This is a genomic window from uncultured Agathobaculum sp., assembly GCF_963927765.1.
In the GTDB taxonomy this organism is placed as follows: domain Bacteria; phylum Bacillota; class Clostridia; order Oscillospirales; family Butyricicoccaceae; genus Agathobaculum.
This window is the reverse complement of the sequence record NZ_CAWVCU010000022.1, coordinates 1-18,498: the sequence shown is the minus strand read 5'-3', so window position 1 is coordinate 18,498 and position 18,498 is coordinate 1. Positions and strand designations below refer to the sequence as shown.

16 protein-coding genes and 1 riboswitch are annotated in these 18,498 nt (G+C 57.9%); of the genes, 5 read left to right on the top strand and 11 right to left on the bottom strand.

The window, feature by feature from the left end:
• The first annotated feature begins 108 nt into the window (after window positions 1-108).
• From ABGT74_RS01430 to ABGT74_RS01415, 4 genes are read left to right on the top strand one after another with little or no spacing between them, the layout of a single operon-like run.
• On the top strand, window positions 109-825 hold the full coding sequence (locus ABGT74_RS01430; protein ID WP_346704156.1) for a GDSL-type esterase/lipase family protein: 717 nt from the start codon (window positions 109-111) through the stop codon (window positions 823-825).
• A complete protein-coding gene (locus tag ABGT74_RS01425) occupies window positions 822-1,295 on the top strand; it encodes a DUF4358 domain-containing protein (RefSeq protein WP_346704155.1) in 474 nt (157 codons plus the stop codon). Before ABGT74_RS01430 ends, ABGT74_RS01425 begins: the two co-directional genes overlap by 4 nt.
• Before the next feature lie 13 nt (window positions 1,296-1,308).
• Entirely contained in the window at window positions 1,309-2,691 is a 1,383-nt protein-coding gene (locus ABGT74_RS01420) for an MBOAT family O-acyltransferase (protein WP_346704154.1), read from the top strand.
• A gap of 14 nt (window positions 2,692-2,705) precedes the next feature.
• The gene (locus ABGT74_RS01415) at window positions 2,706-3,842 is read left to right on the top strand and encodes a DHHW family protein (protein WP_346704153.1); all 1,137 of its coding nucleotides are present in this window, start codon (window positions 2,706-2,708) and stop codon (window positions 3,840-3,842) included.
• Between the two features lie 58 nt (window positions 3,843-3,900).
• On the opposite strand, the gene bilS is transcribed toward ABGT74_RS01415, so the two are convergent.
• From bilS to bilQ, 3 genes are read right to left on the bottom strand one after another with little or no spacing between them, the layout of a single operon-like run.
• On the bottom strand, window positions 3,901-4,386 hold the full coding sequence (gene bilS / locus ABGT74_RS01410; RefSeq protein WP_297283533.1) for a flavodoxin family protein BilS: 486 nt from the start codon (window positions 4,384-4,386) through the stop codon (window positions 3,901-3,903).
• Entirely contained in the window at window positions 4,383-5,495 is a 1,113-nt protein-coding gene (gene bilR, locus ABGT74_RS01405; protein WP_346704152.1) for a bilirubin reductase, read from the bottom strand. Before bilR ends, bilS begins: the two co-directional genes overlap by 4 nt.
• Window positions 5,480-5,908 (bottom strand): bilirubin utilization transcriptional regulator BilQ, encoded by a 429-nt coding sequence (bilQ, locus tag ABGT74_RS01400; RefSeq protein WP_346704151.1) that lies wholly within the window; start codon window positions 5,906-5,908, stop codon window positions 5,480-5,482. Before bilQ ends, bilR begins: the two co-directional genes overlap by 16 nt.
• Window positions 5,909-6,050: 142 nt before the next feature.
• Window positions 6,051-6,126: riboswitch (Fluoride riboswitch) on the top strand.
• A 61-nt stretch (window positions 6,127-6,187) separates the two neighbouring features.
• Between bilQ and ABGT74_RS01395 the strand changes: the two genes are divergently transcribed.
• Window positions 6,188-7,411 (top strand): cation:proton antiporter, encoded by a 1,224-nt coding sequence (locus ABGT74_RS01395; protein ID WP_346704150.1) that lies wholly within the window; start codon window positions 6,188-6,190, stop codon window positions 7,409-7,411.
• 21 nt (window positions 7,412-7,432) lie between these two features.
• On the opposite strand, the gene ABGT74_RS01390 is transcribed toward ABGT74_RS01395, so the two are convergent.
• From ABGT74_RS01390 to ABGT74_RS01355, 8 genes are all read right to left on the bottom strand, one after another.
• Complete coding sequence (locus ABGT74_RS01390; RefSeq protein WP_346704149.1) at window positions 7,433-9,073, bottom strand: AMP-binding protein; 1,641 nt, start codon at window positions 9,071-9,073, stop codon at window positions 7,433-7,435.
• A gap of 13 nt (window positions 9,074-9,086) precedes the next feature.
• Window positions 9,087-10,322, bottom strand: a complete 1,236-nt coding sequence (gene fabF, locus ABGT74_RS01385; RefSeq protein ID WP_346704148.1) for a beta-ketoacyl-ACP synthase II — start codon at window positions 10,320-10,322, stop codon at window positions 9,087-9,089.
• 331 nt (window positions 10,323-10,653) lie between these two features.
• On the bottom strand, window positions 10,654-13,350 hold the full coding sequence (locus tag ABGT74_RS01380; protein ID WP_346704147.1) for an FtsX-like permease family protein: 2,697 nt from the start codon (window positions 13,348-13,350) through the stop codon (window positions 10,654-10,656).
• A gap of 13 nt (window positions 13,351-13,363) precedes the next feature.
• Window positions 13,364-14,032, bottom strand: a complete 669-nt coding sequence (locus tag ABGT74_RS01375; protein WP_346704146.1) for an ABC transporter ATP-binding protein — start codon at window positions 14,030-14,032, stop codon at window positions 13,364-13,366.
• 114 nt (window positions 14,033-14,146) lie between these two features.
• A complete protein-coding gene (locus ABGT74_RS01370; RefSeq protein WP_346704145.1) occupies window positions 14,147-15,052 on the bottom strand; it encodes a HAMP domain-containing sensor histidine kinase in 906 nt (301 codons plus the stop codon).
• Window positions 15,049-15,720: a response regulator transcription factor gene (locus ABGT74_RS01365; RefSeq protein ID WP_297283542.1), complete on the bottom strand. Its 672-nt coding sequence runs from the start codon at window positions 15,718-15,720 to the stop codon at window positions 15,049-15,051. Before ABGT74_RS01365 ends, ABGT74_RS01370 begins: the two co-directional genes overlap by 4 nt.
• 81 nt (window positions 15,721-15,801) lie before the next feature.
• A complete protein-coding gene (locus ABGT74_RS01360; RefSeq protein WP_297283543.1) occupies window positions 15,802-17,934 on the bottom strand; it encodes an ABC transporter permease in 2,133 nt (710 codons plus the stop codon).
• Between the two features lie 5 nt (window positions 17,935-17,939).
• Complete coding sequence (locus ABGT74_RS01355; RefSeq protein WP_346704157.1) at window positions 17,940-18,392, bottom strand: ABC transporter ATP-binding protein; 453 nt, start codon at window positions 18,390-18,392, stop codon at window positions 17,940-17,942.
• Between the last annotated feature and the right edge of the window lie 106 nt (window positions 18,393-18,498).

The following is an 18,498-nucleotide window of genomic DNA, read 5'->3' as shown; positions in this document are numbered from 1 at the left end:
GTATCAGTATGACAACAATGTTGTTACCTTTGTTGTTTTGGTTCTACATTTGTGGTATATAATCCTTTGCCAGAGAATTCGACAAATTATGAGCAACGAAGGGAACGGATGGAAATGAGGACACAGTCCATGTTGGCTGGTGTTTTGGCAGCGCTTTGTTTGACCGGTTGTTCCGGTCGGACACAGGCAGGGGAACAGACACAATTATCCAATGGGGGAACAGGACAAGCACAGACGCAGCGCACCGCCTTTGCGGATACGGCGCTGGTCGGCAATTCTTATATCGACAGTTTTTATACCTATGACGCGATGCCAGAAGCGTCTTATTATTACCGTGTTGGGCTCAATGTCAACAGTGTTTTCGATCAGCCGATGCTGTTGGGCGAGGATACCGAAACCCCGGTCATCGAGCGGCTGCAAGAGCAGGATTTTGCACATATTATCTTTTTCTTCGGGGAAAACGAGCTTGGCTGGACCAACCGAACAGCGTTTACGGAGGAATATACCAAAGTGATTGAGACGGCGCGTTCGTATTGTCCGGATGCTGTCATCTATCTTTCGGCCATCCCTCCGGTGTCGGAGGAAGCGTCTGAGAAAAACGAGGACAATACCAATAATGCTTCGATTCAGGCGTGCAACGCGGAGATTGAGCAGATCGCGGAAGAAAATGGCGCGGTATATGTGGATGCCTTTTCGGCGCTGGCGGACGAAAACGGCTGCTTGCCTGCGGATGCGGCGGCGGATGGCATCCATCCCGCAAAGGAATATACGGAAAAATGGGCGGAACTTCTCAAAGAGAGCATTGCGGAGGCGGAAGAAAAATGAGACAGCAGATGAAACGGTGTGCGGCAGCGCTGGCTGCCGCCCTTTGCATGACAGTGGCAGGCTGCGGCAAGCAGCAGGCGGAAATCAATCCGGCGGATGCCGTACAGCAGCTGAAGGACAGCATGAGCTTTACCGATCAGATGATTGATATGGACAGCGCGGGAGCTTGCCGATTTTATGATGTCGATACGGAGTTGGTGCAGGACAGCGCGGCCTATGTGGGCAGCGGTGCGACGGCGGAGAGCCTTGCGGTGTTCGAGGCGACCGATGCAGACGCAGCACAGAGCATTGCTGATGCGCTGCAAACCTTTACGGACAGTTGGATCAAGGGCTATTCGGATTATAAGCCGGAGGAAGTGCCTAAGCTGGAAAGCGCAGTGCTCGAGCAGGACGGTGTCTATGTTGTGTTCTGCGTTACAGCGGACAATGCCGCGGCGAAAACAGCCGTACAGGACTTGCTGAATCCGTAAAGGCGGTGCCAAATTGAGCTTCGCCGGGTTGGCTTTTCTGTTTTTCTTCCTGCCGATCGTTTTGGTGGGATATTATTGTTTTCCGCGCCGATGGCGCAATGTGTTTTTGCTGGCGGCCAATCTGGTTTTCTATGGATGGGGAGAACCGTGGTTTCTGCCGGTCATTCTGCTCACAGCGGTTGCCAATTGGCTGATTGGACGGCGCATTACCGCCTGCGCCGAAGCAGGGACCTGTCGGCTGTGGCTGATTGCCGCGCTGGTGCTCGATCTGGGTCTGTTGATTGTATTCAAGTATACCGGTTTTTTGCTGGATACGATGGGGCTGGGGCAGGTGCTTGCAAAGCCGCTCCCGCTGCCGCTCGGCATCTCGTTTTATACCTTCCAAGTGATTTCTTATGTGGTGGATGTTTATCGCAAAACCGCGCCCGCGGAGAAAAGTGTGGTGTCCTTTGCCACTTATATGACCTTTTTCCCGCAGCTGATCGCCGGGCCGATTGTGCGCTATGAGGAGCTGCGCGGCCAACTAGCAGCGCGCGAGGAAACTTGGAACAAGATCGACAACGGCTTTTGCCTGCTGATGATCGGTCTCGGCAAAAAGATGCTGTTGGCCAATCCCATGGGACAGCTGTGGGAGGGTTTACGCGCGCTGCCGGATGGCATCGGACTACTGGGTGCGTGGATGGGCGCGGCTGCGTTTACCATGCAGATATACTTTGATTTTTCTGGTTATTCAGATATGGCGCGTGGACTGGGCAGCATGTTCGGGTTTGAAATCCCGGTCAACTTCCGCTATCCTTATGCCGCGCAGAGCATCAAAGAGTTTTGGCGACGCTGGCATATCACGCTCAGCCAATGGTTCCGCGATTATGTGTATATCCCGCTGGGCGGCAGCCGCCGCGGGACGACGCGGACGTTTGTCAATTTGTTCATCGTTTGGGCGCTGACCGGACTGTGGCACGGCGCAGCATGGAACTATGTGCTGTGGGGACTGTATTACTTTGTCTTGCTCATAGCGGAACGCCTGATCGGGGAGGCGCGGCTAGCGCGCGTGCCGCGTGTGCTGCGGCATGTGCTGACCATGGCGTTGGTAACGCTGGGCTGGGTGTTGTTTGCCATCGAGGATTTCAGCGCGCTGGCGAGGTATCTGCACGCCATGTTTGCCTTATCGGGCGGATTGATCGGTGCGCAGGCGGTGGTTTGGGTGCTGTCCTATCTGCCGCTGTTCCTCGTGGCGGTGTTGGCGTCCCTGCCGCTTGCAGCCCGGTTGGTGCAGCGCCATGATCAGGCGCGCTTCGTGCAGTGGGGCGCACCGGTTTGGTGCCTGCTGCTGCTTGCAGCAAGCTGTGCGGCGTTGGTGGCGCAGAGTTATAATCCGTTTTTGTATTTTCGGTTCTAAAGGAGACAATACGCATGCAATTTCGGCATCCCCGTGCGGTGGCGCTTTTGTTCGCCGGGGTTTTGATTGGTACGCAAGCGGCATTTTGGTTGCTGCCACACCGTTCTTTTTCGCAAAACGAGAAGCGTGTGCTGGCGCAGAAGCCTGTTATCAGTGCAGAGGGCATCGCGGACGGCAGCCTGTTTCAGGACGTGGAACGGTATCTGTCCGATCATTTCCCGGGACGAGATGGATGGGTGGGCGTAAATGCTTATCTGGAGCAGGCAGAGGGACGGGGCGCTGCGGGCAGTATTATCTCCGGTGCAGATGGATGGCTGTTTCCCGCGCCGCTTTCGGACGACAGACAGATCTTGCAGGACAATATGCAGGCAATCACCGCGTTTGCGCAGGCGCAATCCGTGCCCGTTTATCTGATGGCGATTCCGACCGCGGGCGCAGTGGTGGAGGACAAGCTGCCCGCTTTGCATCTGGATTACCCGGATGCAGATATGCTGGAGCAGGCGCGGCGCATCGCAGGCGACAGCCTGCAATGGCTGGACGTGATGGAAGATTTCAGCGCTGCAGAAGAGAGGGACAAACTCTATTATCGTACCGACCACCACTGGACAACTGAGGGCGCTTATCGTGCATACTGTCTGCTGATGCAGGAGATGAGGGAGCCAGCCGTCTCACGCGACGCTTTTTCGGTGGAGCGGGTGTCGGATTTTTACGGCACTTCGTACTCCAAAAGCGGCCTGTGGCTGACGCCGCCGGATGAGATCGAACTGTGGACCGATCCGGATTTGCAAGCGGTAATCAGCGTGCATGACGGCAACCGTCGGGAGCCGATTGTGCAGCAGGGCATGCTGTTTCGGGAATATCTCAGCGAGGCGGATAAATATCCGGTATTCTTGAGCGGCAATCATGCGCGCATCCATATTGAAACCAACGCGGATAGTGACAAGCGGCTGCTGGTGGTAAAGGATTCCTATGCTCATGCACTTGCTCCTTTCCTTGCGGAGGAATATCGCACGATCGACTTGATCGACCTGCGGTATTTCAAGCGGCAGACGGTTTCGGATTGGATGCAGGAGCATCCGGTCGATGAAGTCCTGTTTGTCTATGGTTTGAGCAGTCTAGCAGAGGACAAAAATCTGCAATGGCTGGCATAATTTAAATGAAAAAGCCGATGTGCAATTGACTGCACATCGGCTTTTTCAAGTAGCAGGCTTATCGACGGAGTGCCATCTCCCGCAGATGCTCCAGGTCAGCCGCATCCGGATGGGACAGCGCGGCATCGAAGTTGTCGAGCATGGCCTGACGGCGCGGGCTGTTCTCCATGGCTTCGTAGCGGGCGCGGACAGTCGCAGGCATTTTACCCTGACACATGTAGCTGCCGCATACGGTCGCGCCATCCGGCAGGTTCTGACGTGCGGCGGACAGGATTTTGTCGAAATATTCCGGCGCGCCGCCGAAGCCCGCCGTGCCGAACAGAAATACCTCCTGCGTGGTCACACGCGAGAGAAATGCAGCGGTGTCTGCGTCGCAGGTGCCCTTGTCCGTCCAGAAGCCGACATAGATGCGTTCGGCGCGCAGGGCTTCGTCGCTTGACGTGCCGAAATACAGGCAGTCATCGGCAGGCAGGGTATCGCGGAGGGTTTCAGCCAGCAGGCGGGTGTTGCCGGTCTTGCTGCTGTAAACGATTGCGTAAGTCATGCGTTTTCCTTCCTTTCATAGATGCAATGTACGCCTTGGTGGGCCATCATGCCGCCAAGGCATTTTTTGTTGCAGCGCACACAGCGCCGAATTTCGTTTGCATGGCCGGAGCAAACCTTGCGCGGCCAGTCCGGATCGGCAATCAGCTGGCGACTCATGGCCGCGCAATCAATGCGGCCAGAGGCAAGCTGCTGCTCGATGAAGTCCGGCTGCGTCAGTCCGCCGACACCGCAGATGGGCAGCTTCGTCAGCTGCCGTACCGCGTCGCAGAACGGCAGAAAGCAGCCTTCTGCGTGGAAATATGGATGATTGGCAGGCGGAATGGTGTCGGTCAGTTCGCCGTGGTTCGCCAGCGTGACATGAAAGCTGGTCACGCCTGCCTGCTCGAGCAGTGGGACGAATACGGGAAGCTCCTCCTGCAATACGCCAGCGTTGCCATAGTGCGGATTTTCCTGCCGCACGGCCAGCTTGTAGTCGATTGGCAGATCAGGCAGGCGGCGGCGCACCGCCTTGACAGCCTCAACAGCGAAACGCGCGCGGTTTTCCGAGCTGCCGCCGTATTCATCCGTGCGGTGGTTGTATACGGTTGAGCTGAAGCTGCCGCACATGCGGTCGCCGTGAATTTGCACCATGTCGAAGCCTGCTTTGTGCGCGAGCACGGCAGCGTCCCCGAAGGCATCCGTGATTTCGTGAATCTTGCGTGCCGGCAAATTGGTGATATACGGCCCGACCTGTTCATTCAGCAGCGGGCGCAGGTCGGCCATGCTGATGCGCTTGGTGAGCACACCCGGGATGTACTTGAGCATGGCTTTGATATTGGAATCCGACTGGTGCAGCTGCGCACACAGCAGGCAACCCTCAGCATGCACGGTTTCGGCAATGCGCTGATAGAGGGCGAAGCCCTTTTTGGTGTAAAGCGACGGGCCGAAGCCGTGCTTCAGCACCGGCACATCGCCCAGAATAATCATCGCGCAGCCGCCTGCGGCAATGGCGCGATAGCGGGCGATTAGTTCGTCCTCGGACAGACTCATCGAGGTGGGGGCAAAAATGATGCGGTTTTTCAGGGTCAGCCCGCCGTAGTTTACCGGGCTGTTTATCGTCTCGTACATAGCTTGGTATTCGCTTCCTTTTCTTTGACTTTGGCGAGCAGCGCCAGCAGTTGCGCGCGTTCCTGTTCGCTCAGCGGCTGCAGCACATCGTTGTCCCAGTCAAAAAACACTTGATGACTGGTTTCAAACGCCTGCATGCCCTTTTCGCTCAGGGTCAGGCGATAGGCACGGCCCTGTTTTTCCCGCAGGAAGAAACCGTCCTCCACCAGCCGCAGTGTGCTGCGCTGGCAGTAGCCCCAGTCCAGACCGAGTGCGTTCGTCAGTTCGGCCTGTGTGCAGCCCGGATGGCGGCCGACATAGAGCAGCGGATACAGTAGTCCCTGGCTCAGCCCGAGCTGCTCAAGCACATGCGCAGTATAGGCGGTGAAGCTGCGGGACAGCACCGTGGAATAATAGGCTAAGGTATTCACCATCAGGAATATGCTCCTTTCTTGACTTTGTCAAGTATAAGCATAAGACTTGACAAAGTCAAGTATGATTTACGGAATTTTCATTTTGTTCACAAAGGGGGAATGTGCGCTGTGGCTTGACAGCCGGCACTGCGCGCGGTATAATACCATCCGAGGGAATGAAGTGCTCCCGTGGCATAAGAGCCAAAACCGCTGATAAAGTTGATGACTTCTGCAAATTGTTTGCAGGGTTATCAGCTTTTTTTGTGCCTGCAAACGGGAAACAAGTAGGAGGAAAATACGATGTTAACAAGTCTTGCCCTGATTTTTCTGGTGGGGATGAGTTTGGGATGGATCGTCACCCGGCTGCGGCTGCCCAGTCTGCTGGGCATGCTGCTGACCGGCATCCTGCTTGGGCCGTATGTGCTCAACCTGCTGGACGCGTCCATTTTGGGCATCTCTGCTGACCTGCGTCAGCTCGCACTTATCATTATCTTGACGCGCGCAGGACTGTCGCTCAATCTGGAAGATTTGAAAAAAGTGGGCCGTCCGGCGGTGCTGCTGTGCTTTGTACCCGCCTGCTTTGAAATGGTGGGTATGATCCTGCTCGCACCGCGGCTGCTCGGTATTTCGGTGCTGGATGCCGCCATCATGGGCGCGGTAGTGGTGGCGGTGTCGCCCGCCGTTATCGTGCCCAAAATGCTGCGGCTGATGGAGTTGGGCTACGGCGCGCGGCACAGCATCCCGCAGATGATTTTGGCGGGCGCATCGGTGGACGATGTGTTTGTCATCGTCATGTTTACCGCCTTTACCGGTCTTGCGCAGGGCGGCACGGTATCGCCCGCGACGTTTGTGCAGATTCCGGTCTCGATCGTGACTGGTATTGCGTTCGGCCTGCTGGCGGGCGTCGCATTCGGTGCGGTGTACCGTCGTATTCATGTGCGCGATTCGGTCAAGGTGGTTGTGCTGCTTAGTTTGTCGTTCCTGTTTGTTGCGCTGGAAAACGCAGTCAAGGGCATCGTGCCGTTTTCCGGACTGCTCGCGGTGATGAGCTGCGGCATTGCAATCAACCGTCGCCGTCCCGAGCTGGCGGCGCGTCTGTCGGGCAAGTATAACCGCCTGTGGGTTGCGGCTGAAGTGCTGCTGTTCGTGCTGGTCGGTGCGACGGTGGACATCGGCTATGCGGCAGCAGCGGGTGTTGCGGCCGTGCTGGTCGTGCTTGGCGCGCTGGTGTTCCGCATGGCGGGCGTGTTTGTCTGCCTGCTGCACACCGCGCTTGACCGAAAGGAGCGTCTGTTCTGCATGCTGGCGTACACGCCCAAGGCGACCGTACAGGCTGCAATTGGTTCGGTGCCGCTCTCGCTTGGTTTGGGCTGCGGACAGATCGTACTGACCGTGGCAGTACTTGCCATCCTGATCACCGCGCCGCTCGGTGCGTTTGCGATCGACCTGACCTACCGCCGTCTGCTCGGGCAGGCGGATGCGCCGCAGGAAACCGCGGCACAACAACAGAAAAAGACGGCTTGAGCACTGCTCAAGCCGTCTTTTTTATTGCTGCTGCACCTGCTGGCGCAGCTTATAGTGCATCAGTTTGCCGGTCGCTGTGTGCGGCAGCTCTTTGACAATGTGGTAAATGCGGGGCCACTTATAAGAGGACAGCATCGGACTGTGTACGCAGTAGTCCTTGAGTTCCTCTACTGTCAGGCTCTCGTCCGACGGGACAACATACGCCGCGACCACCTCGCCGCGCAGCTGGTCAGGCACGCCGATGACCGCGCTTTCCGCAACTTTGGGGTGTTCGTTCAGCACTGCTTCGATCTGGGTTGGGTAGATGTTTTCGCCCGCGGACACGATCATATCGTCCTTGCGGCCGGACACGGTGACAAACTCGTTTTCATCCCATACGCCCACGTCGCCCGTGTACAGCCAGCCTTTGTAGAACTTCTGGGCGGTCATTTCCGGGTTGTTGAAGTAGCAGAACGCGCTTTTTGCAGGCGAAGAAATGATGATTTCGCCCGGCGTTTCGTTGTCATGCGGAACGGTTTCTTCCGGTTCGGCGTGTGTGCCGTCCTCATGGATGGCGACTAGCCGCACCTCGTCATCCGTGCACGAGCGTCCGGCGGAGCCAGCCATTTCCGGCAGGTCGAACGGGCGCAGGAAGGTGTTCCAGAAGGTTTCGGTCGTGCCGTAGCCGTTGAAAATGTTGGGGGTCAAAAGCTGCATGTATTTTTCGCATGCGGCTTTTTCAAACGGTGCGCCCATCGTGACGATGCCGCGCAGCGCGGACAGGTCGGCGGGGGTGCGCTCCTGCGTGCGGGCGAGCATCGCAATGATGGTCGGCACACCAATCAGGAACGAGATCTGATACTTTTCAGCGTATTCCAGACAGCGCTTGGGAGCAAAGTCGCGCAGGATGACGACCTCACCGCCCGCGTACAGCGTCGGGCACGGTCCACCCGAATGGATGCCGCCGCGGTGGAACCACGGGGTCATATTCATCGTGCGGTCAGTCGGGCCGAGCGGGAAGTGCATCATCACATCGTGCGCGGACAGCACTTCGTTGATATTGTTGATCGGCACACCCTTGGGACGATTGGTCGTGCCCGAGGTGTAAAGCCGGGTGGTTTCATCGTAGATATGCGGCGCAAAGTCGATCGGGGGATCGGTTTCGGGCTGTGCGGCAGTGTAATCGTTATAGCGCACATGACCGTCGGGTGTCTGTGCGCCGCCCTTGTAGTCCACCATCACGACGCAGGCAGGCTTATGCTCGCACAGTTCGAGCGCCCCGCCGGAAAGTTCTCCGAATTCCGCATCATAGATGAACGCCTTGGGGCGGCTGTCGTCGATCACGAGCGCAATTTCGCCTGCACCTTGGCGGTAGTTGACCGGACAGGCGATGGCGCCGATTTTATGCGCTGCCAGATAGCAGAACACAAATTCGGGCGAGTTGAGCAGGGTGAACATCACCACGTCGTTTTTGCCCACACCGTCTGCGCGCAGCGCGTGCGCCAGTCGGTTGGCTTCGGCATTGAGTTGGGCATACGTCCAGCGACGGCCGGAGAGTGGGTCATGCAGCGCGGGACGGCTGCCAAAGCGGGAGACGTTGCGCAGAAAGCCGTTCAGATAGGTGAAACGTGTTTCAAACGTCTCGCGGAACATGGTGATATCATAGGTGTATTGGTTTTGCAAAGTGGGATTCGCCTCATTTCTGGTATTGGGACACGATAATGCTGGAGTTTTGGCCGCCGAAGCCCAAAGAATTGGACATAGCGGCGGAAATTTTGGCCGGACGCGCGGTGTTCGGTACATAATCAAGGTCGCAGTCCGGGTCAGGGGTAGTCAGATGCAGCGTCGGCGGCAGCATGCCGGTCTGGATCGCCTTGATGCAGGCGATTGCTTCAGTCAGGCCACCCGCGCCCATCAGGTGACCGGTCGCGGACTTGGTCGAGGAGATCGGGGGCGCGGTTTCGCGTCCGCCGAATACAGCCTTGACCGCCAGCGTTTCGGCTTTGTCACCCAGCGGGGTAGAGGTGCCATGTGCGTTGATATAACTGATGTCGGACGGCTGCATGCCGGCTTTTTTGAGCGCCAGCTGCATACAGCGGGCCGCGCCTGCACCGTCTGGGCAGGGAGCGGTGACATGGTGTGCATCCGAGGTGTTGGCGTAGCCCGCCAGCACGGCATGGATTTTCGCGCCGCGCGCCAGCGCGTGCTCTTCGGTTTCGATCAGCAGCGCGCCGCCGCCTTCGCCGATGACGAAGCCATCCCGCTCTGCGTCGAACGGACGACAGGCGGTTTCGGGGTCGTCGTTGCGGCGGGAGAGCGCCTTGGCCTGCGACAGACCGGACACAACGATCGGGCACAGGATGCTTTCACCGCCGACCGCGAGCACGGCATCCGCTTCGCCCGCGCGCAGCAGCATGGCGGCGGTCATGATCGCGTCGCCGCCCGCCGAGCAGGCGGTATTGAGCGTCAGGCTCGGCCCGCGGATGCCGCGCGCAATCGCAATCTGTGCGGCGGCGATGTTGCCGATGGTCATGGGCACAAAGCGAGGGCCGACGCGATGTCCCGCGTCGAAGGCGGCTTGCGTCTGCGCCACCGTGGTCACGCCGTCCATGGCTGTGCCCATGACAATGCCGATGCGGTCGGCCTCCGGCTCAATGGCAAGGCCGCTGTCTGTCAGCGCTTCCTGCGCTGCAACGAATGCGAACTGCATGAATGGGTCCATCGTGCGTGCAAGGGTTTTGGGCATGTGGTCAGCGGGATCAAAGCCTTTTAACTCGGCTGCGATCTGCACTGGAAGGTCGGATGCGTCGAAGCGCGTGATCCGACCGATGCCGCAATGACCGGAAACCAGCGCCTCCCAGTAGGCAGAAACCCCGATGCCGATGGGCGTGACCGCCCCCATGCCTGTGATGACCAGTGTTTTCTCTTTCATAGTATTCCCCATTTTATAGCAGGCTTCCAGCGGTTTCTTTCATGGCAGTTTTCTTCTGTGCATGTGTCCGAAACTGTGGTTACCGTAGTATTATTCATATTTATTATACCAGAAAGTGGTGAAAAGTAAAAGTGCATTTCGGATGTGGATTGCACATTATGTTGTGTTATGTATGATGAATGTACATATATTCTGCATAAATAGGACGGATGATATACACGATGGCAAAAGGCGGAAAGCGTTTGTGAGAAAATTTTGTCACATATGTAAAAACGCAGATCGGAGAAATCCGATCTGCGTTCAGGAAAGTACAGAGAGGTCTGCTTCGCGGTTATTCCTCCGTGCGCAGACGCTCGACAATGGTGTGGCGCACGGCGCTGCGGCAGGTGATGAGCGGGATGGCAAGCCCCAGCAATACGAACACCGGCAGCAGCAGCGCAAAAGGCAGGAGCGTAAAGCGATAGGAGAAAAACCAGAACACGGTCGAGCAGCCTGTACCGATAACTGGGCCAAGCGTCACACTCAGCGCAAAGCTGAGTGCAAGCGCAAGAATGGCGTAGTATAACCCCTCCAGCATCAGCATGCGCTTGAGCTGTGTGCCCGTCATGCCGATGGCTTGCAGCACAGCAAACTCATGCCGCCGCGTAATGATGCCGGTCAGCACAGCGTTAAGGAAGTTGAGCACGCCCACCAGTCCGATAATCAGGCTGAGTGCACTGCCCAGCGTCAGGAACATGGTACGAAATCCCTCGAACTCGGCCTGATAAGTCTTTTTGCTTTCGTAATCGAAGAGCGGCTGCACGTTTTCGGTGTAGTCGGCGAGAAAGGCTTCCATGCGGTCGGTTGCATCGTCCGCCGTGTCGAATACATAGGTCATCACCGAACTGGTCTGTGTATCCTGCTTGAACCGCTCGGCACCCATGACGAACTGGTCGGCGCCATAAAAGCGGTAGTCAATCGAGCCGGGGATCAGAACCGCCGCCACGACCGTATATTCCGCGTCGCGATAGGTTTTGGCGCGCGAGATAATGTCGCGGTCACCCATATAGGCTGCATCTACCTCATCCGCGGGGATGACCTCGCCCGTATCCGCATAATAGTATTCCAGTTCCTCCACATAGCGCAGGTGTACCGTGTCGCCCACCTTCGCCCAGTGGGATTGTTCTTCCGGGTCGCCGTAGTCGTCTGCGGTGTAGACTGCGGCGACTGCATTTTTCGTTGGGTCGGACAGGTCGGACAGATCGCCGTCCAGCACGGTGATGCGCGAGAGCGGGAAATCCTCCATGCCGTACAGCTGGGCGCGGTCGGCCAGCAGACCGTCATCTGTGTGTTCGGTTTGCTGCACCATCAAATCGAGCGCTTCTGCTGTATTCCATCGTCCCCAGCTCTGGCGGTACCAGTCTTCGGTGACGAATTCCTGCACGCCGGAAACCTGCCCATAAATGCGGCCGGATTCAGTGATACCGCCGACGGCGTCGATGTCTGCGATAACGTTTTCGGGGACGGCTTCATTGGTCGAGGTAAAGCCCGCACCGGTCTGGAAATAAGATGCGTCGCCCACAATGAAATCGACGGCTGATTTGTCCGCTAAATATTTGTCCATATCAAAGCCGATGGCAAAGGTGTAGGTCATTTGCATGAGCACAACCGCAAGGGCAAGCGATATGACCGTGATGACCGTTTTGCCGCGGCTGCGGCCGAGATTTGCCCATGCCATGTGTGGCAGGCGTGCGCCAGAGGGCTTGCGGGCGGCATGCTTGCCGCAGCGCGCTTTGGACAGATGCACGCCAGCATCGGTATAGCGTACCGCTTCGACGGGCGAGACGCGCGCGGCCATTTTGCCGGGTTTGCGGCAGGAAATGCGCACGGTTAGCAGCGAAAAAACCGCTGCGCCGACAAAAATCAACGGGTTAAAGGATACAAAGCTGCCGGTATTGGACGTTTGCTCCATGATGATCGGTGTCAGCTTGACGCCGAGAGCAAAGCCGACGATCCAGCCGAGCGGGATACCAAAGAGCGAAAGCAGGAACGCCTGCCGCCGGATCATGCGGCGGATCTGCTTGCCGGTCGTGCCGATGGTTTTGAGCAAACCATAAAAGCGGATATCGTTCGTCACCGAGATCTGAAACACGTTGTAGATAATCAAATATCCGGTGAACATGATGAGCAGCAGCATGGCAATCATTGCAATCACGCTCATCGGATCGGCTGCCGCGTCAAACTGCGCGGCCGAGTAGCCCCAGTTGACGCCGATGGCGATATAGTTGTCCGCCTCGGGGTCGCTGCATTGATAGCCGTGGTTTGCGAGTACCTGCTCCGCCTTTTCCCGGATGTGGAACGCATTGTTAAACATCATGTCCAAGTGCCATTTGCCGGTCTGGCTTTGCGGTGCGCCTGTAGAAAGTCCGCATAGTTCTTCAGCAGCCGATCGCGGCAGGATGACGTTGGATGCAACGATTGCGCTGTCGTACTCCCACCAGCCGGAAAGGGTAAACGTGCGCTCGACGTATTTCGCATCCTGCGTGTTTTCGTCGATGCCGACCGGGATAGTGAATTTAGCGCCTACTTTTGGCTCGATGCCCAGCAGTGCGAGCACGCGGGTGTCGGTGGCGGCCTCGTCCGTGCCTTCGCGTGGGAGGCTACCCTCAGCCGGCTCGATGAAATAATGCTTGGCTTCGTTTTCGTCCATGTAGCTGATTTCGATATGGCTTTTGTTAAACGGCGGCTCGTCGTTCGTCATGCCGATGAACAGCCGCGTACCGGTTTCTTTGGCGAGCGGGTCGTCTTGAAGCTCCAGCAGCTGTTGTTCGGTCAGGTTTTTGAAGGTGGCGTGCATATCCCCGCCTGCTTGCCGGAAATTCTGCTGCTGAAAGGAGTAGTTGATGGATGCGCCGATCGTGAACAGTGAGGTGAACAGCACAGTTGTCAGCGCAATGGCAATGACCGCGATAATGTTGCGGTTTCTGGATGATTTCAGGCTGCGGTCGGACAGGCGGCGGATGCATTTGCGGTTGGATACCTTGAGCATGTCGCGCACCCCCTTACGCGTGCACGATCTGCCCGTCCTCAATGCGGACGATGCGGTGCGCAAGCTGGGCGATCTCCTCGTTGTGAGTGATCATGACGATGGTCTGGCCGAACTTTTCACCCGTCACTTTTAGAAGTGCCAGCACGTCCTGACTGGTGCGGCTGTCGAGGTTGCCGGTCGGCTCATCAGCTAGCACGATTGCGGGCTTGGTGGCGAGTGCCCGGGCGATGGCCACGCGCTGCTGCTGCCCGCCGGAAAGCTGGCTGGGCAGGTTTGTCAGCTTGCTTTCCAGCCCCAGCGTGCGGATGATTTCATCGACATAGGTGCGGTCAATTGTGCCGCCGTCCAGCTCGATCGGCAGCACAATGTTTTCGTATACGCTGAGCACAGGCACCAGATTGTATGCCTGAAACACAAAGCCGATCTTGCGGCGCCGGAAAATGGTGAGTTCATCGTCCCTCAGTGCGAAAATATCGCTGCCGTCGACGAACACCTTGCCGTCTGTCGGGCGATCCAACCCACCCAGCATGTGCAGCAGGGTGGATTTGCCTGAGCCGGATGTGCCAACCACTGCGACAAACTCGCCGCTCTCCACCGTCAGATTGACGCCGTCGAGTGCATGTACTGCGGTGTCGCCCGCGCCATAGATCTTGCGTAGGTTCTGCGTTTGTAAAACCGTCATAGCCATGTTCCTTCCTGAAAAAAAGTCTGCATTGCACCGGTGTTCCGGTACAATACAGACGATATCACAACAATCTATCCAGAGCCTTTCTGAAATATAACAGTTTTGTCACATTTAGGCTTCTCTGCGCGGCAGAAACAGCGAAAAGGTACTGCCTGCGCCCGGATGTGAGGATACTTTGATATAGCCGCCGTTTGCTGCGGCAATTTCTCGCGCAAGATACAGTCCCAGCCCAACGCCAGGCGCTTCCTGCGCGGCGGGCGTACGGTAAAAGCGGGCAAATACGCGGCTGGATTCCTCTTCACTCAAACCGATGCCGGTGTCGGTCACGTCGATGCGGCAGAACAGCTCATACGGCACGACCGAGACAGTCACGCTGCCGCCTGCGGGTGTGTATTTGATCGCGTTATCGAGCAGGTTGCCCAGCGCCTCTAGTGTCCATTTGTGGTCGAAGCATGCGGTCTCATCTGCGGGCGTGCCGGACAGAAAAATACCTTTTGCCGCCGCTTTGGGCGCGGCTTCCAGCAGCGCGTCCTGCACCAGAGTTGCAACGCTGTTCGGTTTGGCATGGACGGCGATCACACCGGTTTCCAGTCGTCCGGCCTTGACCAGCGCTTCGATCAGGAAACGCAGTTTCTCCGCCTGTGCGGACAGTGCCTGCACGCAGTCGCGGCAGTCCTCGGGCAAGGACTTGTCGCCCAGCAGTTCAGCATAAAGCAGAATATTGGCGATCGGCGTTTTGGTCTGATGGGATACGTCTGCGATCAGCGCCTGCACGTGCGCCTTTTGCTCGGCCAGCTGCGCTTTGGAGGTGCCTCTAGCTTCCAGATAGCGCTGCATCTTGGCTTCAATGGCGGATAAACGGCTTTCGTCAAAGCGAGATGCGGCAAATGTGCCGCCGATGGCATCATCCAGCATGCGGTCGAGTGTATGCATGGTGCGGGACACTCGATAGCGGTCATAGCCGATGACAGCCGCTGCCAGGAGAACAGCGCAGAGCGCTATGATCCACGGTGTCATTGGTTCACCGCCCAGCCGTAGCCCACGCCGTATACGGTTTGGATAGGCGCATCTGCACCTAACTTGCGCCGCAGCCTTCCGACCGTCACTGACAGCGCGTTTTCGTCGACGTATTCCGCGCCGTCTGTCCAGATGCGGTCGACCAGTGTGCTGCGCGGCACGGTATGCCCACGGTTTTCAATCAGCAGGCGCAGCAGCCGCTGCTCGGTCTGGGACAGCTGCACCGTGCGTCCGTCCGCAGAAAAGCAAAGTGCGTCAAAATCGAATACAAAACCGTCCTGTCGAAACACGGTGGCAGACGGAGCGGGTGCAGCACGGCGCAGCGCGGCATCTACGCGGGCGCGTAGCACGGCCAGCGAAAAGGGCTTTGTGATATAGTCGTCTGCGCCCAGTGTCAGGCCGGTGACGATATCGGTTTCCAGGTCGTTTGCAGTCAGCAAAATGACCGGCGGGCCGCCTTTGGCGCGGATTTCTTCCAGCAGCGACAGTCCCGAGCCGTCTGGTAGGTTGATGTCCAACAAAGCAAGCGAAAAGGATGCAGTTTGCAGCGCCTGACGCGCTTCCGCGCAGCTTTTGGCCAGCGTGCAGGTGCGCGTGCCGTCCGACAGCGCGAGCACCAGTCCGCGGCCGAGCGCCGCATCATCCTCGATAATCAAAATCTGGTTCACAGAGCGTATCACCTCTGGGCCTATTGTAGCACAAAACCCGTGCGCATGCCAACGGGAAGGGCATGCGCACGGGCAAGCAAGTCAGGTGTGGATGTGCAGCGCGCGGCAGACGCTGCGGCGCGTCAGTCGGTAAACCAGATACAGCAGTGTGGATATTGCTGCCACCACGGCGGCGCAGGTCGCCATACCTTGCAGTTCGCTGCTCGTAAACCCATAGGGCGTGCCGTTGAAGTACAGCATAATCATATAAAACGCCCAGATCAGGCCGGTGCCGGTCAGTGCGGGCACAACAAACACGCGGCTGACCTGTCCGCGCACCGCGCGGAACAGATAAGCGTTTGGCGCGCCGAGGTGACGCAGATCGTCATATACGCGCGCGCTCGTCAGTGCGATGGTCATGCAGCGGGTGAACGCGATCACGATGACTGCCGCAAAGCAGACCAGCGCGATGAACACAAACAGCATCAGGAACACCGCCATCGTGGTGATAAAGTCGTTCTTGTCGAGCACGCGGAACTGCGGCATGTACTTCCAGTAAAGACGAAAAGCGGAGGAATCCCGGTCGGCATAGTCGATGGTGCCCAGACCGAGCGCGGCGGCATTTTTCGGGGCGAAGTCGTACGGTTCGTCCTTCTGCGCGGCGATGGCGGCGGATACATCGTCGTAGTAGTCGCCGACTTCGACCTCCGGGCCGGAGCGGTCGACGATTTCATCAAACAGCGCCTTGGCAAAAGTGTAGCTGTTCTCTGCGTCCGCGACGTTGAAGAATACATATTTCTCACGATAGATATCGTCCAGCCCAGCGGCGATAGCGGTATAATCCACGTTATCCAGCACATAGCAGCCCAGCAGCAGGGAATAGCGCAACGGTTCAGCGGGCGTTACATCGAGCGTTTTGCCGGTCGTCATATTGGTCAGATGAGTGACATCGCCGCCGGACAGATAGCTGCTGCCGCCCTCGTCATCAAGGACGTTGGCGCAGGTGCCGGACAGTATGTCGATGTTCTGTCCGGTCAGGGCGTTGTATGCGCGTTCCGAGAAAAACGTCGCGCCGTTCAGCAGCTCAGCGTAGGCGGTCGTATAGGTTGTGCCGAAGCCGGTTTCGGTCTCGATCGAGTAGGTACCGTCGACGCCCAGTACAGCTGCCTCCTGCTGCGCCCATGCGGTGATCTCGACCGCGGCTTCGTCTGCCAGCCGTTGCACCTCGTCCCGCTGAGGGATATCTTGATCCGCACGCCAGTGGTAGGCAAAGTCGACGGGGCGCGTGTCGTAGCTGTGCGCCATGCTGCTGCCCATCATGGGTGCGTAAAACGAAGCGAAATACGCTCCGCCGATCAGAAGTGCCATGACGAGCATGTTGCGCACGGTCTGGCGACCCTGAAATTTCATCATGGCATCCGAAATAATGGTTTTATAGCGGTTTTTGCGGCACCGCCAGCCGTTGACAACCGTGTGCAGCAACACCATATAGAGGCCGATCAGTACCGGCAGATAAAACACAGCATCCACCCAGCCGGGCGCGTACCAGTGCAGCACGCGGACAAAGAAGGAGGGCATCAGGTAGCCGAGCAGCGCTCCGCATACGGCAAGCATGATCCCGACCGGGCCATACCAGTGCGGGACAACGTGAATCGGTTCGGACTTGTGGGATTCCTGTACAATGTCAATGATGTTGGTGCGTCGGATGAAGCGCGCGGCCAGCAAAAACAGCATGATGACCACATAGGCCGAAAAGACCAGCGCGAGCAGATAGGCCTGCGGGTCAAAGGCGAGCGGCATTTCTTCCGAATCGACCAGCAGAAGGCGGAAGCATTGCCAGATGCACCATGCAAGCGGCGCGCCAAGCACCGCGCCTGCGGCGCAAGCGCTCAGAGACAGCACAGCCAGTTCGAACCCTAGTTCGTTGCGCAGTTGACGGCGCGACGCACCCAATGCGAGAAACACGCCGGTTTCGCGGGATTTCTGACGGAAGAACAGACCCGCGGCGTAGGTGGTGAACACCGCGCAGCCGATGACAGCCAGCACGAACACCATCATCACCTGCTTGCGGCTGTCGCCGCCCTCGGGCAGTACGGTCAGGATGGTAGGGGAGCGCATCATGCAGGCATAGGCGGTGATGAGCAGCACGGAAAAGAAACAGCATCCGGCCAGCAGGCCGTACTGCCCGCGGTTTTTGCGCCGCAGTGCGGCGTAAACTTCGGAAAAGGTGCGCATACCGCTCACTCCTTTCCCATTTCGCGGATAGCATCCAGCAGTGTGTCCTGAAATGCACCGCGCTCCTGCGCACCCTTGGAAAGGGTGCGCCATACCACGCCGTCGCGCAGGATGATGACACGGTCGCAGAAAGAGGCGGCAAAGGAATCGTGCGTGACCATGAAGATGGTCGCGCCCAGCGCACGCCGCGCCTGCGCAAAGCTGTTGATGACCGCGCGGGAGGACTTGGAATCCAGATTGCCGGTTGGCTCGTCTGCGAGAATGAGCAGCGGTCGGTTGATGAGTGCGCGGGCGACCGCCGTGCGCTGTTTTTCACCGCCCGAGATTTCGGCGGGGTACTTGTCGCGGATCGCGGTGATGCCGAACACGTCGCACAGGCTGTCCGCATCATTCTCCATGGCCGCGTCGGTCTGTCCAGCGATGATGCGCGGCAGCAGGATATTGTCACGCACGGTCAGGCCATCGAGCAGCAGAAAGTCCGTATTTCAATCGTCTGAGCGATGATTTTCCTTGATATTCCGGGCTTTTTTGAGCCTCGGCCCCTCGGTTGTCCTATTCCTTAAC